The following is a 24,911-nucleotide window of genomic DNA, read 5'->3' as shown; positions in this document are numbered from 1 at the left end:
CCGTTCAGAGCGTCAGGGCACCGGTCACCAGAGCGGTGACCGCGTCCCGATGGCCGGGCGCGTCCTGCCAGCGCAGTGCACGCCCGGCCTCCACCACCACGCCGAAGCCGGCGTGGACCAGCAGCCGAGCCTGCCGGGAGTCCAGCTCCGGGCGTACCGTCCGCAGCTGGTGCTCCCAGACGGCGATGTGTTCGCGCTGGGCGAGGATCACCGGCCGCTGGAGATCCGCCGGCAGGCCGGCGACCTCGGCTTCGGCGACGCTGTTGAGCGCGTTGTGCTCGAAGCAATAAGCCACGTACGCCGCCGCCAGCGCGACGACGGCCTGCCGGGGATCGGTTGCCTGATGGAGGCTGCGTTCCACGGCCTGTTCGAGCAGTGCCGCCGCTTGCAGGCAGGCGGCGACCAGGATGTCGACCTTGCCGGGGTATTGCCGGTAGATCGCCGACGGTGCGAGCCCCACCGCCTGAGCGATCTGCGCGTTGGTGACGTTGGCGAACCCGTCCCGGGCGAACAACGGGATGGCCGCCGCGAGGATCTCGGCACGCCGCGTACGCGGCACAGGCTGGGCGGGCAGTTCGACCTGCCGCGCGGTGCCGGCGACCGCCGTCGGATCGGTCGCGACGACCTGGGTCGCGGAGGCCAGCAACAGTTCCTCGGTACGCCGCTGGGCGATCGAGGTGTGGTGCATCGTGATGGACCCGATCACGCCGAGGGCCGCCACGGCTCGCAGACGTTCGTCGGGCAACGGGTACTCGCGCCGGACCAGTTCGGTCACTCGGCCCACGACGTGCCCGAACTTCGTCCGCAGGCGGCGTCGGTCCTCGCGTTCGAGGTAGCGGGCCTCCCACCGGTAGAGGCCGCCCGACGCACGGTGCGAGACGGTCACCCGAGTGAGGGCGACGAGCACGTCCCGCAGTTCCGCCGCAGGGCCCCAGTCGTCGACCGCCGCGACGAGCTTGTCCACCATGATGTTGGCGCACTCGGCGAACAGGGCGTACTTGTTGGGGAAGTGCCGGTACAGCGCGGCCGCGCTGATCCCCACGACGGCGGCGATCTCCTCCATGGACGCCGCGTGATACCCGCGTTCGCTGAACACCTGACCGGCCGCGTCGACGATGACCTGCTTGCGGTTGCGCGGTCGGGTGGCCGCCGTCGGCCCGGTGGTCACAGCATCCCTCGAGCCGACGTGGGCGGACACAAGACCATGCCTGCTAGTCAATCACAGCACCCGGTACGCCCTCGAAGTCCCGGCCGGGGTCGGCTGGTTCAGGCCTGCAGCACCGTGAGGGCGAGGCGGGCTGTCTGCTCGTCGTAGCCTGCGGCGCTGTCGAAGCGGCCGAGCCGGCCGATGTCGGTGATGACGTTGAGCACGGCGTGCACGAGTACGCGCGCGTCGGCGACCGGCAGCTCCGGGCGTACGGCGACGACGAGTTGCACCCATTCCTCGACGTTCGAGCGCTGTGCTCCCCGGAGTTGGTGGCGGTCCTCGTCGGGCAGGTTGTTGTTCTCCGCCAGGTAGACCGCGACGAGATCGCTCTGCGCGAAGGCGAAGGCGGCGTACGCGTGCACGACTCGGTGCAGGGCGTCGACGGGATCACTGGCCTCGGCGATCGCGGCGGTCGTGGCGCCGCCGAGGCGGTCGGTGGCCCGGTAGTAGGCGGCGGCGAGCAGGTCGGCCTTGCTGGGGAAGTATCGGTACACGCTGGAGGCCTGCATCCCGGCGGCGCGGCCGATGTCCTCGACCGCGACGGCGTGATAGCCGTGGCGGTGGAACAGCCGGATCGCTTCGGTCAGCAGCAGTTCACGGCGCGACGACGGGCGTACCGGTGTGGTGGGTGGCGTGGTCTGCTCCGACGGCGGCGACTGGGGCGCGTCCGCCCGTAGGAGCGTCCAGGCGATCCGGGTGAGCAGTTGTTCGGTGCCGGTCGCCGTGGCGCGGTGGGTGGATACGCTGCCGAACGCGCTGAGCGCGGCGTTGACCAGGAGGTCGGCCTGCCCGGCGGTCAGCTCGGGCCGTAGTTCGCGCAGGGGTCCGGCGAGGCGGCCGACCAGGGTCGCCAGGATGGCGGCGAACTCGCGCCGATGCTCCGAGGTGAGGTAGCGGCGTTCCCATTGGTAGAGCCCGGCCACGCGCCGCTTGCCGACGGCGACGCCGGCCAGCGCGGCGAGCTGCTCGTTCAGGACGCCCTCGGCGGTGGTCGCGTGCGGGTCGGCGGTCGCGGTGAGCAGCGCGCCGACGACCTCCCGGGTGGCGTGGACGAGGATGGCGTACTTGTTGGGGAAGTGCCGGTAGACGGCGGGGCCGCTGATGCCGACGACGGCGGCGATCTCGTCGACGGAGACGCGGTGGTATCCCCGCTCGCAGAACAGCTCGGCGCCGGCCAGCGCGATGCGGTCCTTGCGGTCCTTCGGCCGCTTGGTCGCTACGGGGGCTTCGCCGCTGGCTGCTGGTCGCACCCGTATACGTTAGCGCCACCTCGCGGAAAGGTCGCGACAGCCAGCCGACTTCTCGCCCGCTATTGATCGGCAGGGTCGAGGGCGGCCAGCGGGCTTCGGGCACCGGGATCGCTTGACAACCGGCGGCGGGCTCAACGAAAGTTAGGCTGAATTCGCATTCGGGTGAGCAGCAAGGAGCTTGGCCATGACGACCGAGGCGTTCATCTACGATGCGCTGCGCACACCACGCGGCCGGGGAAAGCCGAACGGATCGCTGCATGGGGTTAAGCCGGTTTCGCTTGTCGTGGGTCTGATCGAGGAGACCCTGCGGCGGCTGCCGAGCCTGGACCCACAGGTGATCGACGACATCGTGCTCGGGGTGGTGTCCCCGCTGGGCGATCAGGGATCCGACATCGCCAAGACCGCCGCCCTCGTCGCGGGTCTGCCCGACACGGTGGCCGGAGTGCAGCTCAACCGGTTCTGCGCGTCGGGCCTGGAGGCGGTGAACGTCGCCGCGCAGAAGGTGCGGTCGGGCTGGGAGGATCTCGTGCTCGCCGGCGGCGTCGAGTCGATGTCCCGGGTCGCGATGGGCTCCGACGGTGGAGCCTGGGCGCAGGACCCGGAGACCAACTTCGACACCGGCTTCGTGCCGCAGGGCATCGGCGCGGACCTCATCGCGACCCTCGACGGTTACGACCGCGACGTCGTGGACGGATACGCGTTGCAGTCGCAGGCCCGCGCGGCGAAGGCGTGGGCCAACGGCTACTTCGCCCGTTCGGTGGTGCCGGTGCGGGACCGCAACGGGCTGACCGTGCTCGATCGTGACGAGCACATCCGGGCGGACTCGACTGCCGCGGGTCTCGCCGCGCTTCGCCCGTCCTTCGCCGGTCTCGGCGAGAAGGCGGGCTTCGACGCTGTGGCGTTGCAGAAGTACCACTGGGTCGAGGCCATCAACCACGTCCACACGGCGGGCAACTCGTCCGGCATCGTCGACGGCGCGTCGCTGGTGGTCGTGGGCAGCGAGGCGGCCGGGAAGGCCGCCGGCCTGACGCCGCGGGCGCGCATCGTCGCGACCGCGCTCAGCGGCGCGGATCCGACGATCATGCTCGCCGGTCCGGCCCCGGCCACCCGCAAGGCGCTGGCCAAGGCCGGCCTCACCGTGGCGGATCTGGACCTCGTCGAGATGAACGAGGCGTTCGCGGCCGTGGTCCTGCGGTTCGTCGCCGACATGGGCCTGAGCATGGACATCGTCAACGTCAACGGTGGAGCCATCGCGATGGGACACCCGCTGGGAGCCACCGGCGGCATGATCCTCGGCACGCTTCTCGACGAGCTGGAGCGCCGCGGTGGTCGCTACGGGCTCGCCACGCTCTGCGTCGGTGGCGGCATGGGCATCGCGACCGTCATCGAACGAATCTGAGGAGTCACGAATGGTCAACACAATCCGGTGGGAGCGCGGCGACGACGGCATCGTGCTGCTCACCCTCGACCACCCCGGGCGTTCGGCGAACGTGATGAACGACGAGTTCGGGGCGAGCCTCGTGGCGACGGTGGACCGGCTCGAAGCCGAGCGCGACCAGATCACCGGCGTGATCCTCACCTCCGCCAAGAAGACCTTCTTCGCCGGCGGCGACCTGGACTCCCTGATGCGGCTGACGCCGGCCGACGCCGAGTCCTCCACTGCCAACACCCGTATGCTCAAGGACGCGGTGCGTCGGCTGGAGACGCTCGGGCGTCCGGTCGTGGCCGCCGTCAACGGGTCGGCCCTCGGCGGCGGGCTGGAACTCGCGCTGGGCTGCCACCACCGCGTCGTGCTCGACAACCCGGCGATCGAGATCGGCTTTCCCGAGGTCACCCTCGGTCTACTGCCCGGCTGCGGCGGCGTCGTGCGTACTGTGCGGCTCCTGGGGGTGGCTGACGCACTGCTCAACTGGCTGGTACGCGGACAGCGGCGCCGGCCGCAGGACGCCCTGGCGAACGGGCTGGTCGACGAACTCGCCGCCGACGAGGCAGCGATGATGGCCGCAGCCCGAGCGTTCATCGCGGCGAACCCCGACGCGACGCAGCCGTACGACCGCAAGGGTTACAAGATGCCCGGCGGAACTCCGTCCACTCCGGCGCTCGCCACGCAACTGCCGGCGATGGCCGCCATCCTGCGGCAGCAGCTCAAGGGCGCGCCCTATCCGGCGCCGCGCAACATCCTGGCCGCCGCCGTCGAGGGTGCGCAGGTCGACCTGGACACCGCGTTCACCATCGAGGGCCGGTACTTCACAGAACTGGCCACCGGCCAGATCTCGAAGAACATGATCAAGGCGCTCTTCTTCGACGTGCAGACGGCCGGGTCGCGCGACCGCGGCGAGGGTCATCCGCCGATCCAGCGGGTGGCGGTCATCGGGGCGGGCATGATGGGTGCCGCGATCGCGTACGTGTGCGCCCGTGCGGGTATGCAGGTCGTGCTCAAGGACGTGACCGTCGAGGGGGCGCTGCGCGGCAAGGCGTACTCGGTGGGTCTGCTCGACAAGGCGGTCGCCCGGGGTTTGTCCACACCGGACGATAAGGACGCGCTGCTGGACCGGATCCACGCGACGGACGACCTCGCGGACCTGGCCGGCGTCGACCTCGTCATCGAGGCGGTCTTCGAGGATCCCGCCCTCAAGCACAAGGTGTACGCCGAGATCGAGCAGGTCGCACCGGAGGCGTTGATCGCGTCCAACACGTCGACCCTGCCGATCACCCTGCTCGCCGAAGGCGTCAGCAAGCCGGACGAGTTCGTCGGGCTGCACTTCTTCTCGCCGGTGGACAAGATGCCACTGGTCGAGGTGATCCGCGGCGAGCGGACCAGCGAGGCCACGCTGCAGCGGGCGCTGGGCGTCGTGCATCGGCTGCGCAAGACGCCGATCGTCGTCAACGACAGCCGCGGCTTCTTCACCAGCCGGGTCATCGGCACGTTCACCAACGAGGGCGTGGCGATGCTCGCCGAGGGGATTCCGGCGGCCAGCATCGAGCAGGCCAGTAGCCAGGCCGGCTACCCGGCGCCGGTACTCGCGTTGATGGACGAGCTGACGCTGACCCTGCCGCGCAAGATCCGGCAGGAGACGGCGGCGGCGACGGTCGCCGCCGGTGGCACCTGGCAGCCGCATGCCGCCGACGCGGTCATCGACCGGATGATCGACGACTTCGGCCGGCCCGGACGTTCGGGCGGCGCCGGGTTCTACGACTATCGCGAGGGCAAGCGGGCCGGGCTGTGGCCGGGACTGCGGGAGAACTTCGGCGGGACGAACCTCGACACCCCCTTCGAGGACCTCAAGGAACGGATGCTGTTCATCGAGGCGGTCGAGTCGGTGAGATGCCTCGAGGAAGGCGTGCTGGACTCGGTGGTCGACGCCAACGTCGGCTCGATCCTGGGCATCGGCTACCCGGCCTGGACCGGCGGCGTGCTGCAGTACATCAACCAGTACGAAGGCGGGCTGCCCGGCTTCGTCGCCCGCGCGCGGGTGCTCGCGGAGCGCTACGGCGACCGGTTCAGCCCGCCCCGGCTGCTGGTCGAGAAGGCCGACCGGGGCGAGCTGTTCGAGTAACGCGTCAGAGCCCGGCGGCGAGTCGTTGGGCGTTCATGTACGCGATGGCCTCCACGGAGATCATCGGGTTGACGCCCAACGACGCCGGGAAAGTGGACGCGTCGGCGAGGACCAGGTTCGGGACCTCCCAGGTGGCGCCGTCAGGCCCGGCGGCCGAGGTCGCCGGGCTGCCGCCCATCCGGGCCGCGCCCATGATGTGCAGGGCGGCCATGGCGATCTGGCCGGGGGCGGTGCCCAAGGAGTCGGTCTGCCGGATGAAGTCGTCGATGGAGCTCGTGCCGCGTTCCCAGATGGTGCCGCGCTGGTGGCCGGAGAAGAGCCGGCGGGCGCCGGCCGCCTCGACGATGCGGGCGCCGCCCTCGATCCCGGCCCGCATGTGCGCCGCGTCGTACGCGGACAGGCGATAGTGCACCACCGGTTCGCCGTCGCTGCCGACCTTGACCTGTCCGCTGTCGCGGTCGCGGGTGATGATGCCGACCCCGCTGAGGTTCGGCAGCGACCGCATCTGGTCCAGATGGGCCTGCGCGCCGGTCCAGCTCATGAACGACACGGCGGTGGCCGGGTTGGTGGCGGCGGTCTCGTAGATGACGCCGTACCCGTGGCCGTCGAGGTCGGCATGCTCGGTGGAGTACCGGGTCTGGATGCCACCCTCCCACGGCCGGACTTCCTCGTCGAATACGCCCCACACGCCGGTCGCGGGGTGCAGATGCAGGTGGCGGCCGATGTTCGGGTTGGTCAGCCCCGACCGGCGGAGCAGGGCCGGCGTCTGCACACTGCCGGCCGCGGCCACCACGGCACGGGCGTGGATGATCACCGGATGCCCGTCGGCGGTACGCCCGACGATGCCGGTGGCCCGGCCGGCTTGGAGGGTGACGGTGCGTACGTCGACGCCGACGACGAGCCGCGCGCCGGACTGCTGGGCGTCGACCAGCCAGGTCTTGGCGGTGGACTGCTTGGCCCCGAGGCGGCAGCCGAGCCCACACCGGCCACATTCGACACCGTTGTCGCAGCCGTCGACGTTGCGCGGCATCTCGTCGACGTGCCAGCCGAGCTTGGCCAGTCCGCGTTCCATCAGTACGTCGCGGGAGGAGATCTGGCCGTGGTCGCGGTTGACGCCGAGCCTTGACCACACCGCGTCGAGGCTGCGGTCGTATTCGTCGGTGGCGAACTGCGGTACGCCCAACGCCGCCCACTCTTCGCGTACGCGGGGCGGGGTGCGGAACGAGGTGGTGTAGTTGACGACGGTTCCACCGCCGAGGCACTGCCCCTGAAGCAGGCTCAGCTGACCCTCGGCGGTGGCGGCGGGGCCGGGTGCGTACAGGCGGGAGAGCCCGGACAGTTCGCCGCCGTCGAAGTCCTTGTCGTCGTAGTACTCGCCCTTCTCCACCACGATCACGTTCAGCCCATGGCCGGCGAGGACGGCCGCGGCCGTGCCGCCGCCGGCGCCCGACCCGACGATGACGACGTCACAGTCCAGAGTGGTCGCCCCGGCCGGGCGAAGGGGAGTCAGCGGGGGCTCGGCGGCGTCGGCCCGGGTGCCGAGCGGGCCGGGATAACCGATGGCGTCCCATAGCGGCGAGTGACCGGTAGCTCCGGGTGCCATGTAGTAGGACAGGGTGGCGGCGCCCTTGAGGGCCTGGAAGATGGCGCGTTTGCGGGTCATGCCCGACTCGGCCAGGGCGAGCAGCATCCGCTCGCGGCGCTGCTGGGTCTGCTGGGAGAACCGTCGCGCGCCGCCGCCGAGGAGCAGTTGGGTGGCGGGGGAGTCCCAGACGTTCAGCAGCTGGCAGAACTGCTTCACCTCAGCGGTACGCGGATTGTGCAGGACCAGCGCGGCCATGATGTCGACCGCGCCGATCTCGCTGGCCGAGGGCAGGCCGGCTCCGTCGCCGGGGGCGAACGTGTCGCAGATGCTCGCCAGGGCGGCGCGCTGTTTGACGGACAGTTCCATGCTCTGTCTCCATTCAGGAATGGCCGGCGAGTGTGTCGAACACTCGCCGGCCAGGAGCTGATCGTGGATTACTGCAACTGGTCGGACAGCCCGTAGGTCTTCGCGATGATCTCGCGCTGGATCTCGCTGGTGCCGCCGTAGACGGTGGACACCACCGAGGCCCGGACCAGGCGTTCCATGTCGTACTCGGTGGCGTAGCCGTAGCCGCCCATCATCTGCATCGCGTCCAGCGTGACGCGGCGGGCGGTCTCGGTGGCCTTGAGCTTGGCCATCGAACTCTCCCGGGGCAGCACGGTGTCCGGGGCCCGGTCGACCTGCGCCGCCGTGTCGTAGACCAGGAGGCGGGCGCATTCGATCTCGGTGGCCAGGTCGGCCAGGCGGTGCCGGATCACCTGGAACGAGCCGATCGGCTTGCGGAACTGGCGCCGGTTCTTGACGTACGCCACGACGTCGTCGAACGCGCGCTGGGCGGTGCCCAGCATGACGCTGGCCAGGATCAGCCGTTCCATGTTGAGCCCGGCCATCAGCTGCCGCCAGCCCTGATCGAGCTGGCCGACCACGGCGTCGGCCGGCAGTACGCAGTCGGCGAAGTAGAGGTCGTTGACCTCCCGGCCGCCCATGGTGTCGATGCCGGAGACGGTCAGTCCGGGTGTGGTGGCGGGGACGAGGAACATGGTCAGCCCGTTGTGGTCGCCGGCCCGCCCCGACGTACGCGCGACGAGCAGGATGTGCTCGGCGAGATGGGCGTTGGAGCACCACGTCTTCTGGCCGTTGACGATGAATCCGTCGCCGTGGCGCTCGGCGCGGCAGCTCAGGTTGGCCACATCGGAGCCGGCTTCCGGCTCGGACATCGCCACCGCCTCGATCGCGCCCTGGGCCACGCCGCCCAGGATGAGCTTCTTCTGCTCCAGCGACCCGAATCGCTCATAGGTCGCGGCGACGATGATCGACGTGGTGAAACCGCCGATCGGGGCCATCGCCCGGGCGGTCTCCTCCAGGAACAGGCACAGCTCCACCATGCCCGCGCCGCCGCCGTCGAACTCCTCCGGCAGGGACAGGCCGAGCCAGCCGAGGTCGGCCATCTTGCGGTACAGCTCTGGGCTGTGGTTCTCCCGGCCGCCATTGGTCAGTTTCTGCCGCTGCTCACGGGTTCCGGCCTCGCGGCGGCAGAAATCCTGCACCGCCGCGACGAGTGACCGTCGCTCGTCGGTCCATTCCACAGCTGTACCTCCAGCGTCGCTCAGGGGTTGACAGCAAGGCTAGACTATCGAATATCAAATGTCAGGAGGCCGCCGATGACGTCCCTCGTTGAGCACCCTCGTCGGCTCCACGTCGTGGACCCGATAACCGGTGAGTCCCGCGCCGACTACGACATCGCCGACGAAGCCGCGGTGCACGCGGCCGTCGAGCGGGCACGCGACGCGGCCGGCTGGTGGGCCGGCCTTCGGGCGCGCGAGCGGCGGCGGCACCTGTCGGCGTACAAGTCGCTGATCGCGAGTCGGATCGACGAGCTGGCCGAGCTGATCCGCGCGGAGACCGGCAAGTCGCTCGCGGGGGCGCAGCTTGAGGTGATGCTGGCGGTCGAGCACCTGGACTGGGCGGCGCGCAACGCCCGGCGGGTGTTGAAGCGGCGGTCGGTGTCCTCCGGCATGCTCGCCTTCAATCAGGCCAGTTCGGTGACCTACGTGCCGTTCGGCGTCGTCGGCGTGATCGGGCCGTGGAACTATCCGGTCTACACGCCGATGGGAGCCGTCTCGCACGCGCTGGCCGCCGGCAACGCGGTGGTCTTCAAGCCCAGCGAGTTCACCCCCGGTGTCGGGGTGTGGCTGGCGCAGTGCTGGAGCGAGCTGCTGCCGGACCAGCCGGTTCTGCAGGTCGTCACCGGCGACGGCGCGACCGGGGCGGCGCTGTGCCGCGCGGCGGTCGACAAGATCGCGTTCACCGGATCGGCGGCGACCGGGCGTGCCGTGATGGCCGCCTGCGCCGAGCGGTTGACCCCGGTCGTCATCGAGGGCGGCGGCAAGGACGCGCTCATCGTCACGGCCGACGCCGATCTCGACGCCGCCGCCCAAGCCGCGGTGTTCGGCGGTCTGGGCAACGCCGGGCAGACCTGCGCCGGAGTCGAGCGCGTCTACGTCGAGCAGGCCGTGTACGAGCCGTTCGTGGCCAGGCTGGCGGAACTCGCGCGGAAGGTCCGGCCCGGTGCCGAACCGGAAGCGCCCTACGGGCCGATGACCACGCCCACGCAACCCGGCATCGTGCTGCGCCACATCACCGACGCGATCGACCGCGGTGCGCGGGCGCTGGTCGGCGATGCCGCCTCGGTGCGGCCGCCGTTCGTGGAGCCGGTGGTGCTGACCGACGTCCCTGAGGACAGCGCGGCGGTCACCGACGAGACCTTCGGCCCGGTCCTGGTGGTCAATCCGGTGGTCGACGCCGAGGAGGCGCTGCGCCGGACCAACGCGACCGCCTACGGTCTGTCCGGTGCGATCTTCACCCGCCATCGCCGTCGTGGGCTGGCTCTCGCGGCGCAGCTTCGGGCGGGCGCGGTGTCGGTCAATTCAGTGCTCGGGTACGCCGGTGTGCCGTCGCTGCCCTTCGGCGGGGTGGGCGACTCCGGCTTCGGACGGGTTCATGGCGCCGACGGCCTGCGGGAGTTCAGCCGGCCCATGTCGGTGACCTGGCAGCGGTTCCGGCCGCCGATCGACCTGATGACGCTGCAACCCGCGGCGTCGGCGATGCGTACGTCACTGGCGATGTTCAGGTGGCGGCACGGTCGCTCCACACACCCAGCCCGTCGAGATGCTTGACCAATCGCTCGGCGCCGTCGGTGAAGTGGCGGGCCATGATCGGCTTGACGGCCGCCGGGTCGTGGGCCTCGAGTGCGATCAGCAGCGCCTCGTGGTCGGCGATCATGGCGGCCCGCCATTCCGGGTTGGCCGCGTAGAACCGCGACGGCGTGTAGCGCGTCACCGTGCGCAGCAGCCAGGACAGCTTGCGCGCGTCGGCCAGCCGGTTGATGCTGCGGTGGAACTCGAACTCGAGCTGCTCGACCCGGCTGATCTGCCGGGCCTGAGCGGCGCGGCGCAACCGCTCGTGCTGCTGCCGCAGGTCGTCGAGCTGGTCCTGGGTGATCGTGGCGGCGACCCGGGAGGCGAGTTCGCCGGCGATGTCGCCCTGCAGAGCGAACACGTCCAGGATGTCCTGCCGGGACAGTGGTGCGACCACGTGGCCGCGACGCGGCTGCAGCTCGACCATGTCCTCCGCGCGCAGCATCAGCAGCGCCTCGCGTACCGGGGTGATGCTGAGCCCGGTCTCCTGGGCCACCTCTTCGAGCCGGATCCGCTCGCCGGGGCGCAGCTGGCCGGACATGATCCGGTCGCGCAGCAGGCTCGCCACCGTCTCGGACAGCTGCGGATATGAAACGTCCTGACCCTTGCTCCGCTCTGCCACGGACGTAAGAGTATCAAATGTCAAATGTCGTAAGGATGCGCCGATGACCATATCCCTGCCGGCGGCCGAACCGGCCGGAAGCGGTCTGCGGGCCGCCACCCACGCCGGCGTACGCACGATCTGGTTCGACCGGCCCGATCGGCGGAACGCGATGACGCTGGACATGTTCCGCACCTACTACGCGGCGTTGCTGGCCGCCGACGCAGATCCGGCGGTACGCGCGATCGTCGTCACCGGCGCGGGCGACTGGTTCTGCTCGGGCGCCGACCCGGAGTCGTTGCACGCGCTGCTCGACGGCGGCAACCGCGATCAGCTGATGAACGAGTTCGGTTTCGAACCGCATCTGCCGATGACGCTGGGCACCCCGATCGTCGCCGCGATCAACGGCGGAGCGGCCGGCCTCGGCCTGGTCCACGCCCTGTACGCCGACATCCGGTTCCTGGCGGCGGAGGCTCGCCTGGCGACCGCGTTCAGCCGGCTCGGCCTGATCGCCGAATACGGCAGCGCCTGGCTGCTGCCCCGGCTGGTCGGCGTGGGCAACGCGCTGGATCTGCTGGTGTCCGGCCGCAAGATCGATGCGGCGGAGGCGCTGCGGATCGGACTGGTGCAACGAGTGCTCCCACGCGACGAGGTGCTGGCCGAGGCACAAGCGTACGCCGCCGAGCTGGCCGCGTCCTGCTCGCCGGCGTCCATGGCGGTGATCCGGCAGCAGGTGTGGTCGGGGCTGGAGACCGGGGCCGCCGTCGCAGCGGCCGACGCTACCCGGCTCATGACCGATTCCCTGGCCGGGGAAGACTTCGGCGAGGCGCTGGCGAGCCTGGCCGAGGGGCGTACGCCCCGCTTCGCGGCGAGGTCCGGCTCATGAGCGGCCCGCTGACCGGAGTCCGGGTCCTGGAACTCGCCGGGATCGGCCCGGGTCCGTTCGCGGCGATGCTGCTGGCCGACCTGGGCGCCGACGTCGTCCGCGTCGACCGGCCGGAGCCGGGCGCGCTGCCGGCCGGTGATCCGCGGGCGGACCTGCTCAACCGGGGCAAGCGGTCGGTCGTCGTGGACCTCAAGCATCCCGACGGCGCCGAGGTGGTCCTGGAGCTGGCCGATCGTGTCGCGATCCTGATCGAGGGCTGGCGGCCGGGGGTCGCCGAACGTCTCGGGATCGGGCCGCAGACCGTGCTGGAACGCAATCCGGGCCTGGTCTACGGGCGGATGACCGGCTGGGGACAGGACGGGCCGCTGGCCCGTGCCGCCGGTCACGACATCGGCTACATCGCCGTCGCCGGGGCGCTGCATCCGATCGGCCGCGCGGGCGGCCCGCCGCAGATCCCGCTCAACCTCGTCGGCGACTTCGGCGGCGGGTCGCTGTACCTGGTCGTCGGCTGCCTCGCGGCCCTGCACGTGGCGCGGACGACCGGCCGGGGGCAGGTCGTCGACGCCGCCATCGTCGACGGGACGGCCCACCTCACCACGCTGTTCACCGGAATGCTGGCTGGCGGGGCCTGGCAGGCCGAGCGCGGCCGCAATCTGCTCGACGGCGGCGCGCCGTTCTACGACGTCTACGCCACCGCCGACGGCGGGCACATGGCGGTCGGCGCGCTGGAACCGCAGTTCTACGCCGAGTTGATCCGGCTGCTCGGACTGGCCGACGCGGAGCTGCCGGCCCAGCACGACATCTCCGGCTGGCCGGTGCTGCGTACGCGGTTCGCGGCGGTCTTCGCCGAACGCACCCGCGACGAGTGGACCAAAGTCTTCGAAGGCACCGACGCCTGTGTGGCACCGGTGTTGTCGCTCGCCGAAGCACAGCACCATCCGCACCTGGTGGCACGGGGGACGTTCGAGGACCGGTTCGGCGTACGCCAGCCAGCGGTGGCACCGCGCTTGTCGCAGACACCGGGGACGATCGGCGGCCGCCCGCCGATGCCAGGGGCGGACACCGAAGCCGTGCTCGCCGACTGGGGCCTCGGCACACACTCAGCGCGCTGGTTGGGCAACGGCGCCGTCAGCCAGACACCAGGAGCGCACTGATGCGGATCGCGACACCACTGGCGTACGCCACGGACCCCCGGGGCGGCGCGGACGAAGTGGCCGCTTGGGAGCAGGACGGCCTCGACGTCGTCTGGGTGTCGGAGGCCTACGGCTTCGATGCCCCGACCATCATGGGCTACCTCGCGGCGAAGACCACCCGGATGCAGATCGGCTCGGCCATCCTGCCGATCTACTCCCGCACCCCGGCACTGCTCGCGCAGACGGCGTCCGGTTTGGACGCGATGTCGGGCGGTCGCGCCATCCTCGGCATCGGCGCGTCGGGGCCACAGGTGATCGAGGGCTGGCACGGCGTCGCGTACGACCGGCCGCTGGCGCGGACCCGTGAGGTGATCCGGATCTGCCGGCAGGTGTGGCGACGCGAGACGCTGGTCAACGACGGCATCTACCAGCTGCCGCTGACCAAGGGGGAAGGCACTGGACTCGGCAAACCGCTGAAGATCCTCACGCACCCCGTCCGGGACCGCATCCCGATCTACGTGGCGAGTCTCGGTGACAAGAACGTCCAGATGACCGCCGAGCTGGCCGACGGATGGCTGCCGTTCCTCTACGATCCCGAGCGCGCGGTCGACGTCTGGGGCTCGGCCCTGGCGGCAGGCGGGCGTAAGCGGTCCGCCGATCTCGGGCCGCTGGAGGTCGTCGCGGGCGGTCCACTGGCCATCGGCCCGGATGTGACCGGCCTGCGCGACCTAGCCCGGCCGCTGATCGCCCTGTACGTCGGCGGCATGGGGGCCAAGGGCCGCAACTTCTACCACGACCTGCTGTGCCGCTACGGCTACGCTGCCGAGGCCGACCGCATCCAGGATCTCTACTTGGCCGGCCACAAAGCCGAGGCCGCCGCCGCGGTTCCGGCGGACCTGCTGGAACGCGCCAGCCTGATCGGCCCGGAGAGCTACGTACGCGACCGCGTACAGGCCTATCGCGACGCCGGAGTAACGATCCTCAACGTCACGCCGCTGGGGACCGACCCACGGCGTCTCATCGCAGCAGTGAAGGACATGGCCCGATGAACCGCGACATCTTCACCGCCGACCACCTCGCGTTCGCCGAACTGGTGCGTGCCTTCATCGACAAGGAGATCACCCCGCATCACGATCGCTGGGAGACCGAGGGAGTAGTCGACCGCAGCGTCTGGCGGGCCGCCGGTGCCGCCGGTCTGCTGGGCTTCTTCGTCGACGAGCGGTACGGCGGCGGCGGGGTGGTCGACCAGCGTTTCAACGCCGTCCTCACCGAGGAGTTGGCTCGGGCGGGCGCGAGCGGCCCGGCGTTCGGCCTGCACAACGACATCATCGGGCCGTACCTCACGGATCTGACCACGGACGAGCAGAAGCAGCGGTGGCTGCCGGGCTTCTGCTCGGGCGAGCTCATCACGGCGATCGCCATGTCCGAACCCGGTGCCGGCAGCGACCTGCAAGGCATCACCACCACCGCGGTACGCGACGGCGACAGCTACGTCCTCAACGGGCAGAAGACGTTCATCAGCAACGGAATCCTGGCCGATCTGGTGATCGTGGTGGCCCGTACCGATCCCGCAGCGGGGCATCGGGGGATCAGCCTGCTGGTCGTCGAACGGGACACACCCGGGTTCGAGCGCGGCCGGAACCTCGACAAGATCGGGCAGAAGGCGCAGGACACGGCCGAGCTGTTCTTCTCCGACGTACGCGTACCGGCCGCCAACCTCCTCGGCGTCGAGGGCCAGGGCTTCGCGTACCTGATGCGCAACCTGCCCTACGAACGGCTGTCGATCGCCGTCGCGGCGCTCGCGGGGGCCGAGACGGTGTTCGAGCAGACCCTCGCCTACTGTAAGGAGCGCCAAGCCTTCGGCCGTCCGATCGGCAGTTTCCAGCACAACCGGTTCGTCCTAGCCGAGATCGCCACCGAGCTGCGCCTCGGCCGGGTGTTCGTCGACCGGTGCCTGGTGGAATCCACGCTCACCGCGGAGACTGCGGCGATGGCGAAGTGGTGGTGCACCGAACTGCAGAAGCGCACCGTGGACCGCTGCCTGCAGTTGCACGGCGGCTACGGCTACATGCGGGAGTACCCGGTGGCCAAGGCGTACTTGGACGCTCGGGTGCAGACGATCTACGGCGGCACCACGGAGATCATGAAAGAAGTGATCGGCCGGTCGCTCGGCCTCTGACCCTGCGCCACGGGGCCGGCACGAGCCGGCCCGCACGCGTTCCTCTGACGACATCCCGCCGCGGCGGGCGGGGCGAGCCGCGACTTCCGGAGGGCCACGCACGTAACCGGGGCCCGGAAAGGTGTCCAGCCCTCCGGAGATCGACAACGCCGTGGCCGGCGAGGCCAGCCATGGCGCGGGAGGGCTAAGCGTCGTAGAGCGTGTCGATGTTCTCGCTGTACCGGTCGACGATGATTCGGCGGCGCAGCTTCAGCGTCGGCGTCAGCTCGCCCGTCTCGGCCGTCCAGCTCGACGGCAGCACCCGGAAGGACTTGACCTGCTCGGGTCGCGCCAGCTGGGCGTTGGCGGCGTTCACGGCAGCTTGGATCTCGGCGAGCAACATCGGGTCGGCGGCCAGGCCGGGCAGGTTGGGTTCGGCGATGCCCTGCGAGCGCGCCCAGAGCGGTGCGACCTCGTCGTCGAGCACGATCAGCGCGGTGACGTAGGGCCGCCGGTCGCCGATCGCGACGGCTTGACCGATGAGCGGATGCGCGCGCAGCAGCCCTTCGATGCGAGCCGGCGAGATGTTCTTGCCGCTCGAGGTGATGATGAGTTCCTTCTTGCGGTCGGTGATGGTGAGGAAGCCGTCCTCGTCCATGACACCCACATCGCCGGTGGCCAGCCAGCCGTCCGCGTCGGTGACTGCCGCCACGGTGCCGTCCGCACGCAGATATCCGGCGCACACCAACGGACCACGGACCAGGATCTCGCCGTCCTCCGCCAGGCGTACCTCCATGCCAGGGTTGGGTCGCCCGACGGTTCCCGTGCGAAAGCGCCCGGGGGTGTTGATGGTGGCGGTGCCGGTGGTCTCGGTCATGCCCCAGACTTCCAGCACGTCGACGCCGAGACCGGCCAGGAACCGCAGCACGTCGACCGGGATCGGGGCCGCGCCGCTGCCGGCCCAGACCATGCTCTGCAGGCCCAGCATCGTCTGGAGGGGCCGCAGCACCGTGGCTTCGGCCTGCTCCACACGCGCGGCCAGCTCCTCGGGCACCGGCTTGCCGGCGGCGCGCAACTCGTACGCCTCCAGCGTCACCGCGCTCGCGGCGGTGAATGCCTCCCTGACCGCCGGTTCGGCGGCACTCACCTGTGCCTGTACGCCGGCGGCCATCTTCTCCCAGATCCGCGGTACGCCGAAGAACGAGGCGGGACCGACGGTGCGCAGCGCCGGGATGAGCTTGGTGGCGTCGGGGCAGATGGTCACGTGGCCCGCGCGGTAGATGGGGTTGTAGATGCCCAGCATCCGCTCGGCGATGTGGGCCAGCGGCAGGTACGCCACGGTCGGCGCGTGGTCGGGAACCGTCACGGTGGCTTCGAGGACCACGGCTTGGTAGATGACGTTGTGGTGGCTGAGCACGACGCCCTTAGGGTCGCCGGTCGTCCCCGACGTGTACAGCAGTGTCACCGGCTGCTCGGGCCGGATCTCGCGCCACCGTCGTTCGAAGGCGCCCGGATCGGCCTGGTGCGCGGCCCGGCCGCGGGTACGCAGCTGGGCCAGCTGCACGGTCTCGACGGTGGTGTCGCCGGGGTCGGTCTCGTCGACCAGCACGATGCGGCGCAGGTTGGGCAGGTCCGGCAGGATCGAACGCCAGCGGGCCAGCTCGGCCGCGCCTTCGAGCACGAGCACCTGGGCGTTGCAGTGCCCGGCCAGGTAGCGCAGCTGATCGGTGCTCAGCGTCGGGTAGACCGTCGCGGGGACGGCGCCAAGGTGCACCGCGCCGAGGTCGATCAGCCAGTGTTCCGGCCGGCTGGACATCATGATCAGCATGTGGCCGCCGGGCGCCAACCCGATCTCGGCCAGGCCGCCGGACAGTTCGGCGACCTCTTCGCGCAGCTCCGCCCAGGTACGGGTGTCGTCACGGTCGAGTGTGGTCAGCGCGGGCCGGTCGGCGTACTCGGTGGCGTTGCGGTGCAGGAGAGCGGGGATGGTCTGGTCGGCAGCGGTCTTCGCGCATTGAGCGGCAAGCGTGTCAGCAGTGTCCATGGGGTACTCCTTCAACCGTTACCGGGCAGGTGTTGGTGGAGTGCGGCCCGGCGTACCCCTCAGGTGCCGTCGAGGGCGCTGCGGCCTCAACGGCACTGTAAACGATGACTAACTTTCTGGGAAGACGCTATCCGTAGCACTTGCTTCGGGATCGACTTTGCGTCGGGAAGGGTGAACGAGAACTAACTATCAGCCGGATTCCCCACGCAGCACCCGGATCTGCCGGGCGACCGCGGCGAAGCGGTCGGTCGGTGCCAGCAGCGCTCCCAGGTATTCGAGGGCCTGCCCGGACAGGTCGGCACGACGGGGGCAGAGGAACGAGAACATCCAGATGTGGGCGCTCGCATCGGGCATCGACACGGTTTGCCACGATCGGCCGGTCAGGTCCTCGTAGGCGTCGGCCAGCTCGTTCACGCAGTAGGCCAGGGACAGCGTCTGGTCGCCGGCCCACTCGTCACGGAGCCAGTCCTGGAAGTTCTGCGCCGCCTGATCCACCTCCCGATGGCTGGCTTGGCCACGCACGATCCGGTTGACGAGGAGAGCCTGTGGCTCACTGTGCGCCATGCTGCGTCTGTCCTTCCTAGACGGTGCTGAGGACGGCGCGGCGGGGCAACCGTCCGGTCCACCATACGAAGGCGGCCCCGGCGGCCCGATCATGACGGCAGCAAGCTGCCGGGCAATCATGACCGCGTCGCCGGGGCGTCGTGGACGCAGATCGGTGCCGCGCTCGGCACCACAGAACAGTCCGCCTGGGAGACCCACCTCCGGTGGCTGACGGAGCAGGAGGAACCTGACGACTGACGCCGTCAGTCGATGGTGACCAGGGTGCCGGAGAGCCGGGCCCGCTCCGCGGCGAACACCGCGAGGTGCGAGTTCAACGACTCGGCGGGTCCGCTGTGGATGCTCGATGGGTCGCCGGAGGCGACCGCCGTGACGAAAGCGCTCATCAGGGCGTCGTCGCCACCGCCGTGCCCGCCGGCCGCCGTCGCGTCGCCGACGACCTCCGTCGGCACCTCCTCCCAGGTGTGGGTGAGGAAGTCGAACACCCGCACCGTCTCGCCGTCGCCGACGAGTTCGCCGCGCGTGCCGAAGATCTGCGTCTGCCGGTGCGTGTGCTCGCTGAACGCGGTCATCGTGAACGTCGCGGTTCGCTGACCGGCGAACTCCAGCGAAACCACCTGGTGGTCCACCACGTCGTTGTCGCACGCGTACACGCAGCGCCCGTAGGGTCCGGTGCGCAGCGCCTGCTCGATGGAGGTCTCGGTCGGCTCCGGGTCGAGGACGGTCAGCGGCCAGCCGGTCGCACCGGCGGCCAGGTAACGGCCGTAGATGCGGGGCGCGGAGTAGGCACAGCCCGGCTCCACCGCACAGTCCAGGCAGCGGTCCGCCGCGCCGGCCGGCTGGTTCTCGCGAGTGAAATGGGCGAGTCCGCCGAAGCTCGCCACCCGGTGGATCGGGCGGCCCATCACGTACTGGAGCCAGTCGATGTCGTGCACCGATTTGGCCAGCAGCATGAAGCTGGACTCGGCGGTGTTGCGCCAGTTGCCACGGACGAACGAGTGAGCCTGATGCCAGAACCCGACCGGCTCCAGGTGATGAACGTTGATCACGTCCCCGAGACGTCCGGAGTCGACCACCTTCTTCACCGTCGCGGTGTAGGGCGTGTACCGCATCACGTGGCAGACCGCGAAGAGCACACCTGCCTTCGTCACCGCGTCGACCACTTCCCGGCACTCGGCCTCGGTCGGCGCGATCGGCTTCTCCAGCAGCAGGTGGTAGCCGCGGGCGGCCAACGCCAGGGCTGGGGCGGTGTGCTCGCGGTCTGGGGTGGCGATGATGGCTACGTCCGCGATCCGGCCGGGCTGGGCGAGCAGTTCCTGCCAGTTGCGGTACCGCGCATCGGCCGGAACCGCGTGCCGGTCGGCGATGGCGTCCCGGTACGCGTCGCGGGGATCGGCGACGGCGACCACCTGGGCGCGGTCGGGATGGTTCGCGACCCATTGGGCGTAGCTGCTGCCACGCCCGCCGGCGCCGAGGATGGCGATGCGTACCGGAGCGTTCATCTCAAGTCAGCCTTTCACGGCACCGATCAGGATGCCCTTGGCGAAGTGGCGTTGCAGGAAGGGGTAGAGCACGACGATGGGCAGCAACGAGACCACCAGGATGGCCATCTGGAGGGACTGCTGCGGTGGCGGGATCACGCCGGTGATCTGGCTGCTGTCGACCCCGATGGTGGACCCGTCGACCACGTACGTGCGCAGGACCAGCTGTACCGGCCACTTGGTGGCGTCGCTGATGTAGAGCAGCGCCGAGAAATAGTTGTTCCAATAGGCGACGGCGTAGAACAGTCCGACCACGGCGATCACCGCCTTGGACAGCGGCATGACCACCCGGCGCAGCATCTGCCACTCGCCGGCGCCGTCGATGCGCGCCGCGTCGAGCAGTTCCTGCGGCAGGTCCAGGAAGAACGACCGCATCACCACGACGTTGAAGCCGTTGATGAGCGCCGGGACGATCAGGGCCCAGTACGAGTTGAGCAGGTGCAGCTCTTTGACCATCAGGTAGCTGGGGATCATGCCGGGCGTGAAGAGCAGGGTGAACAGCACCATCATCAGCAGCGGCTTGCTGCCGAAGCTGCCCGGCCGGGACAACGCGTACGCCAGCAGGGTGGTGCAGGCGAGGCTGAGCAGCGTGCCGACGACGGTGATGCCGACGGACACCAGCAGCGCCCGGGACACCACGCCACCGGCGAAGATGGCCCGGTACGCGTCGAACGACGGCCGCTCCGGCCACAGCACCAGTCCGCCGGCCTGGCTGACCTGCCGGTCGTCGGCCAGGCTGGTGGAGACCACCGCGATGAACGGCATCACCACGACTGCGCAGGCGATCAGCAGCAGCAGTCCCTTGGCGGCGCGGGCGGGTATCGACGCGGGGGTGCTACCCGGACCGGCCGCGCGGTACCGCCGTCCGGCGGCCCGGCTGATCACCGCCGGCCGCTTGTTCGCCACCGAGCTCGCGCTCACGATGTTCTCCTCTCGTACGCGACTATTCCGGGCCGTGGCCGTCACTGGTAGACCCCGCGCTCGCCGAACATGTGGGCGATCTTGTTGGCCGTGAGGACCAGGCCCACCCCGATGACGCCCTTGACCAGCCCGACGGCCGCGCTCGCGCCCCAGTTCCCGGCTATGACGCTGTTGTTGTAGACGTAGGTGTCGAGCACTTCTGAGGCGTCGACGCCGACCGCGTTCTGTTGCAGCAGGATCTGTTCGAATCCGACGGTCAGCACGTCGCCGAGCTTGAGGATGAGCAGCAGGACGATCACGCTGCGCAGCCCGGGCAGGGTGACGTGCCAGAGCTGGCGCATCCGGCTCGCGCCGTCGGCTGCGGCGGCTTCGTAGAGCGACAGGTCGATGCGGGAGAGCGCCGCGAGGAACAGGATGGTTCCCCAGCCGGTGTCCTTCCAGATGACCTGGGCGGTGATGAGTTCCTTGAACATGTCCGGGTTGCCGATGATGTCGGGGCCTTCGATGCCCTTGGTACGCAGCCAGGTGTGCAACAGGCCGGAGCCGCCCAGCATCTGCTGGAAGATGGCCACGACGATGACCCAGGACATGAAGTGCGGCAGGTACAGCACGGACTGCACCACTCGTTTGATCCGTTCGGAGGTCAGCGAGTTGAGCACCAGGGCCAGCGCGATGGGGACCGGGAACACGAAGATGACCTGGATCAGCGCGATGATCACGGTGTTGAGCAGCGCGTTGCGGAACGCCGGGTCCCAGGTGACGATGACCCGGAAGTTGTCCAGGCCGACCCAGGGCGCGCTGGTGATGCCGAGGTAGGGCTGATATGCCTTGAACGCGATGACGTTGCCGAGTAGCGGCACGTAGTGGAACAGCACCACGACCGCGGCACCGGGGGCGGCCAGGGCCAGCAGCATCCAGTCGTGGCGCAGCCGGGTACGCCAGGTGCGCCGGCGGCGTGCGGCGGGCGGCGATGGTGGGGACGGAGCCGAGTCGGCCGTCTCTGCGGTTGCCGGCAGTGCCATGCCACCCTCCTCAAGGTCTCGGGTTGTGGATGTAGCTGTGGTCAGTGGATGAAGCTGGGTGACGCGACCCGGGCGTGGGTGAGGCATCGGGTGTGCGCGCCTTCGGGGAAGACCACCTCGGGGGGATCGGCCAGTTCCTCGATGGGGCGGTTCGGGTCGGCGAGCCACTCGCGGAGCAGCCGGTCGAGGTGCTCCAGCCGGGCCAGCAGCCCGCCGTAGCGGCGATCGACGACGTCCCAACCGAAGGGCTTGTTGCGCGCGTGCCAGGTGTCGCGGTGGACGGCGTGCAATCGCCGGATCCGGTCGGTCAGCCGGGGCAGCAGGGTGTCGGCGATGTCGCGGATCTCGCCGTGATCTCCGCGCCGGTACGCCGGTCCGGTCCGCAGGTGCAGGTCGGCCTTGTCGGCCAGGGTCTCGGCGAGGGCTGCCGGGAAGGCCAGCGGCGCGTCGTCGGCGCTGCGGGTCGCGGCGGCGGAGAGCCGGTCTGCCAGCGCCCGGTAGTGGTCGGGCAGCTCGTCGGGCAGGGTGGCGGTGAGGAAGCTGAGCACCGGATCGTGCCACAGCAGCCATTTCCCGGCGTTGCCGGTCCAGCGGGCCGCCGCCGGGTCGGACGGCAGCGCCGTCACCGGGGGCAGAACGTCCACAGCGGACGCGGCGATCCAGTCGTCGAGCGAGATCCCGGCCGAGCCGAGCAGGTTCGCGGCGATGTCGTCAGATGAGCCGGCCGCAAGACTGGGAACAGCGCGTACATAGCCCGCGTCGGCGAAGGTCTGCACTCCGGGCAGCGCGGAGTACAGGTCGCACTCCGTGCCGTCGTTGCCCCACATGGTGACGACGGCCTCGGTGAGCCCGCAGTCGCGGGCGGCGGCCATGCCGGCGGAGATGGTGGCCAGCGATCGGGGCAGCTGCGCCCACATCCGGTGGTGGGTCCACACGCCGGCGGCGAACACCGGCGGGCCGCCGAGCGAAGTGCGGTGCTTGCCGATCCAGTTCCGGTAGAAGGCCGGGTCGGTGTGCTCGTAATCCCAGTACACCAGCCCGACTCCGGGCGGCATCGCGTCGGTGACCCAGGCCGGGATCTCGGTGGCCGGGTCGTAGTAGTCGCCGGTCGCCGAGCCGAGCCGGAAGTACATGTCGCTCCAGATCATCGGGCTCAGCCCGCGCTGGGCGCACATCGCGCTGACCTTGGCGAGGTGCTCGCTCAGGATCTCGAACGGGGGTCGGTCGCCGAAGCGGCTTCGATAGCCGCCGGTGCCCACGCCGTGCGCCTCGTCGAGTCCGATGTGGATTCGGTTGCTGCGCAGGGGGCTGGTGGCGGCGTCGAGCATCCGGCCGATCAAGGCGTACGTGTCGTCGGCGCCGGCCACGATCACCCGGTCGGTGTCGCGCAGCGCGAAGTATTGCGGCCACTGCAGCAACTGCTCCAGGTGGCCGAGGGTCTGCACGCAGGGGATCACCTCGATGCCGAGGCGGTCGGCCGCGTCGTCGATCGCGCGCAGCTCGTCGGCGGTGTAGCGGCCGCGTGCGTACCCGATCATCGGCTCGTCCGGGACCGAGTAGGTGTCCTCCAGGTAGAGCCAGAGCTGGTTGACGCCCATCAGCGCGTACCGGCAGAGCAATTCGAAGATCGTGGCCGGGCGCAGCACGGCGTTGCGGGAGACGTCGAGCATGACCCCCAGGGACTCGAACTGGGTGCCGGCTTGGTGGGGGTTGCCGCCGGCCAGCGTGCCCAGGGCGCGGTACGCATCGCACGGGCGGTCGTAGCGGATGTGCCAGCCGGCGCCCTCGGCGGTGGTCGCGTAACCGCGGACGAGGTCCGGGTCCGGAGTGAACCGGACGGCCGGCTCGCCGGGTCCGGCGGTACGCATCCGGTGGGGGAACGCCTGGACGAGGTCGCGCAGCCCGCCGGACAGCTCGGCCGGTGGATCCGCCTCGACGTGGAGCATGGGGGTGCCTTCCGTGGGGGTGGTGGGGCGGCCGGGAAGGGCGCCGCCCCACCTAGTGGATCTTTCTATACCCTGGTCAGGACGGCACCAGAGATGGTGGGCAGGGTGATGGTGCCGGTGTACGGGTTGCCGTGGGTGTCGACCCAGTTGCCTGTCGGGAGCGTCACGGTGGCCGTGAGCGTGGACGACGGATTGACCAGGACGAGGCCCTGCTGGTAATTGCGCGTCCAGGCACCTGACGCGGTCAGCTGGGGGTCGCACATGGCCTTGCCGATGTTCAGGTACAGCTCGGAGCGGTCCAGGAACATGCCGTACTCGTTCCGGCCGGCCAGCGTCAGCAGCGTGTCCCGCTCGCGGACCAGGAAGTAGTTCGCGATGATCCAGTCGACCTGCTTCTGGTCGGCGTCGGCGAGATGCGGGGTCGTGGTCATGCTGATGTCCACGACAGGCTTGGTCTTGACCACGCTGCGGTACAGCTGGAAGGTCTGCGACCACTCGTCGTCGGCGATGTTGGCGTCCCGGGAGCGGGTGAAGCCGCCCTCGTGCAGCCACAGGTCCACCAGGTTGACGGCAGCGGCCGAGGCGGTGCGCTCGTAGGGGTTGACGCCGAGCGGGCTCACGTTGCCGGCCGCGGCGACGCCCACCGAGTGCAGGCGGTTCACCAGGTATTCCAGCCAGTTGAGCACGGTCGTCGTGTACGCCGGATCGTCGAGGTCGCCCGTGTACATGTCGACCCAGGCGCCGGTGGCGTCGTAGCGGCCCTTGGCGTGCAGCCAGTTCCACGGCACCACGTTGTCCAGGGCGATGAGGGTGTAGCCCTGGTCGATGGCGGGCTGGATCTGGTTGTCCCAGTACCACTCGCGTACCAGCGGGTTGTCCATGTCCAGCGGCACCGACTTGCCCGTGCCCAGGTACGCCGGCGTGACTCCGTCGGCGAGGTACAGCACCCAGTCCGGGTGGTTGGCCTGCCACCAGGTCAGCGGGCGTACCGTCCAGCCGAAATCGCGGACGAGCGGCAAGTATCGGCTGCTCACGGTGCCGGCGGGCGGGGTCGGCGAGCCGGAGCCCCAGATGTACGCGACGTTCTTGCCGGCGTACACCGACGGGTCGGGCACGAGCGAGTCGAAGATCTGCGCTCGGGAGATGCCGGTCTCCGCGCCCTGCGGCAGGTTCAACACGGTCGACGCGGTCAGCTTCTTCTTGGGCGCGGCCTGTGCTGCCGAGGCGACGCCGGTCGAGGCGAGGGCCGCGGCGGCGAGCGCCGCGACACTGATGAAGTTTCTGCGCTTCACAACGACCTCC

The 24,911-nt window shown here is 70.0% G+C and carries 19 protein-coding genes; 7 read left to right on the top strand and 12 right to left on the bottom strand.

What is annotated here, in order from left to right:
* Positions 1–4: 4 nt before the first annotated feature.
* Positions 5–1,168, bottom strand: a complete 1,164-nt coding sequence (locus HDA40_RS13705; protein ID WP_253755639.1) for a TetR/AcrR family transcriptional regulator — start codon at positions 1,166–1,168, stop codon at positions 5–7.
* A 98-nt stretch (positions 1,169–1,266) separates the two neighbouring features.
* On the bottom strand, positions 1,267–2,457 hold the full coding sequence (locus HDA40_RS13700; protein WP_253755637.1) for a TetR/AcrR family transcriptional regulator: 1,191 nt from the start codon (positions 2,455–2,457) through the stop codon (positions 1,267–1,269).
* Between the two features lie 184 nt (positions 2,458–2,641).
* Between HDA40_RS13700 and HDA40_RS13695 the strand changes: the two genes are divergently transcribed.
* Together HDA40_RS13695 and HDA40_RS13690 are read left to right on the top strand one after the other, a co-directional pair.
* A complete protein-coding gene (locus HDA40_RS13695; protein ID WP_253755635.1) occupies positions 2,642–3,856 on the top strand; it encodes an acetyl-CoA C-acetyltransferase in 1,215 nt (404 codons plus the stop codon).
* Between the two features lie 10 nt (positions 3,857–3,866).
* Entirely contained in the window at positions 3,867–6,014 is a 2,148-nt protein-coding gene (locus tag HDA40_RS13690) for a 3-hydroxyacyl-CoA dehydrogenase NAD-binding domain-containing protein (protein ID WP_253755633.1), read from the top strand.
* Between the two features lie 4 nt (positions 6,015–6,018).
* On the opposite strand, the gene HDA40_RS13685 is transcribed toward HDA40_RS13690, so the two are convergent.
* Positions 6,019–7,965: a GMC family oxidoreductase N-terminal domain-containing protein gene (locus HDA40_RS13685; RefSeq protein WP_253755631.1), complete on the bottom strand. Its 1,947-nt coding sequence runs from the start codon at positions 7,963–7,965 to the stop codon at positions 6,019–6,021.
* A 68-nt stretch (positions 7,966–8,033) separates the two neighbouring features.
* Positions 8,034–9,185 (bottom strand): acyl-CoA dehydrogenase family protein, encoded by a 1,152-nt coding sequence (locus HDA40_RS13680; RefSeq protein ID WP_253755629.1) that lies wholly within the window; start codon positions 9,183–9,185, stop codon positions 8,034–8,036.
* A gap of 75 nt (positions 9,186–9,260) precedes the next feature.
* On the opposite strand from HDA40_RS13680, the gene HDA40_RS13675 reads away from it, so the two are divergent.
* On the top strand, positions 9,261–10,775 hold the full coding sequence (locus HDA40_RS13675; RefSeq protein WP_253755627.1) for an aldehyde dehydrogenase family protein: 1,515 nt from the start codon (positions 9,261–9,263) through the stop codon (positions 10,773–10,775).
* Here HDA40_RS13675 and HDA40_RS13670 read toward each other — a convergent pair.
* The gene (locus HDA40_RS13670; protein ID WP_253755625.1) at positions 10,726–11,418 is read right to left on the bottom strand and encodes a GntR family transcriptional regulator; all 693 of its coding nucleotides are present in this window, start codon (positions 11,416–11,418) and stop codon (positions 10,726–10,728) included. The genes HDA40_RS13675 and HDA40_RS13670 overlap by 50 nt on opposite strands.
* A 43-nt stretch (positions 11,419–11,461) precedes the next feature.
* Here HDA40_RS13670 and HDA40_RS13665 point away from each other — a divergent pair, with 43 nt between their 5' ends.
* The 4 genes from HDA40_RS13665 to HDA40_RS13650 are packed head-to-tail and all read left to right on the top strand — an operon-like array spanning position 11,462 to position 15,595.
* Positions 11,462–12,283, top strand: a complete 822-nt coding sequence (locus HDA40_RS13665; protein WP_253755623.1) for an enoyl-CoA hydratase-related protein — start codon at positions 11,462–11,464, stop codon at positions 12,281–12,283.
* Positions 12,280–13,437, top strand: coding sequence for a CaiB/BaiF CoA transferase family protein (locus HDA40_RS13660; RefSeq protein WP_253755621.1), 1,158 nt, complete (start codon positions 12,280–12,282; stop codon positions 13,435–13,437). Before HDA40_RS13665 ends, HDA40_RS13660 begins: the two co-directional genes overlap by 4 nt.
* Positions 13,437–14,465, top strand: coding sequence for an LLM class F420-dependent oxidoreductase (locus HDA40_RS13655; RefSeq protein ID WP_253755619.1), 1,029 nt, complete (start codon positions 13,437–13,439; stop codon positions 14,463–14,465). The genes HDA40_RS13660 and HDA40_RS13655 overlap by 1 nt, the downstream gene beginning before the upstream one ends.
* The gene (locus HDA40_RS13650; RefSeq protein WP_253755617.1) at positions 14,462–15,595 is read left to right on the top strand and encodes an acyl-CoA dehydrogenase family protein; all 1,134 of its coding nucleotides are present in this window, start codon (positions 14,462–14,464) and stop codon (positions 15,593–15,595) included. Before HDA40_RS13655 ends, HDA40_RS13650 begins: the two co-directional genes overlap by 4 nt.
* Before the next feature lie 184 nt (positions 15,596–15,779).
* Here the strand turns inward: HDA40_RS13650 and HDA40_RS13645 are convergent, their stop codons facing one another.
* From HDA40_RS13645 to HDA40_RS13615, 7 genes are all read right to left on the bottom strand, one after another.
* A complete protein-coding gene (locus HDA40_RS13645; RefSeq protein WP_253755615.1) occupies positions 15,780–17,618 on the bottom strand; it encodes an AMP-dependent synthetase/ligase in 1,839 nt (612 codons plus the stop codon).
* 189 nt (positions 17,619–17,807) lie between these two features.
* Positions 17,808–18,182 carry a hypothetical protein gene (locus HDA40_RS13640; RefSeq protein ID WP_253755613.1) on the bottom strand — a complete coding sequence of 125 codons (375 nt, stop codon included), beginning with the start codon at positions 18,180–18,182 and terminating at the stop codon, positions 17,808–17,810.
* Between the two features lie 242 nt (positions 18,183–18,424).
* Positions 18,425–19,681, bottom strand: a complete 1,257-nt coding sequence (locus HDA40_RS13635; protein ID WP_253755611.1) for a Gfo/Idh/MocA family protein — start codon at positions 19,679–19,681, stop codon at positions 18,425–18,427.
* Positions 19,682–19,687: 6 nt separating this feature from the next.
* Positions 19,688–20,641: a carbohydrate ABC transporter permease gene (locus HDA40_RS13630; protein WP_253755609.1), complete on the bottom strand. Its 954-nt coding sequence runs from the start codon at positions 20,639–20,641 to the stop codon at positions 19,688–19,690.
* A 41-nt stretch (positions 20,642–20,682) separates the two neighbouring features.
* A complete protein-coding gene (locus HDA40_RS13625; RefSeq protein ID WP_253755607.1) occupies positions 20,683–21,663 on the bottom strand; it encodes an ABC transporter permease in 981 nt (326 codons plus the stop codon).
* Between the two features lie 41 nt (positions 21,664–21,704).
* Complete coding sequence (locus tag HDA40_RS13620) at positions 21,705–23,609, bottom strand: beta-N-acetylhexosaminidase (protein ID WP_253755605.1); 1,905 nt, start codon at positions 23,607–23,609, stop codon at positions 21,705–21,707.
* Between the two features lie 65 nt (positions 23,610–23,674).
* Positions 23,675–24,901 (bottom strand): hypothetical protein, encoded by a 1,227-nt coding sequence (locus HDA40_RS13615; RefSeq protein ID WP_253755603.1) that lies wholly within the window; start codon positions 24,899–24,901, stop codon positions 23,675–23,677.
* Positions 24,902–24,911 lie beyond the last annotated feature (10 nt).

Origin of the sequence: Hamadaea flava, from assembly GCF_024172085.1 — a bacterium.
GTDB lineage: Bacteria > Actinomycetota > Actinomycetes > Mycobacteriales > Micromonosporaceae > Hamadaea > Hamadaea flava.
Note: the sequence above shows the minus strand (reverse complement) of the source record. Positions and strands in the feature narration are given on the sequence as shown.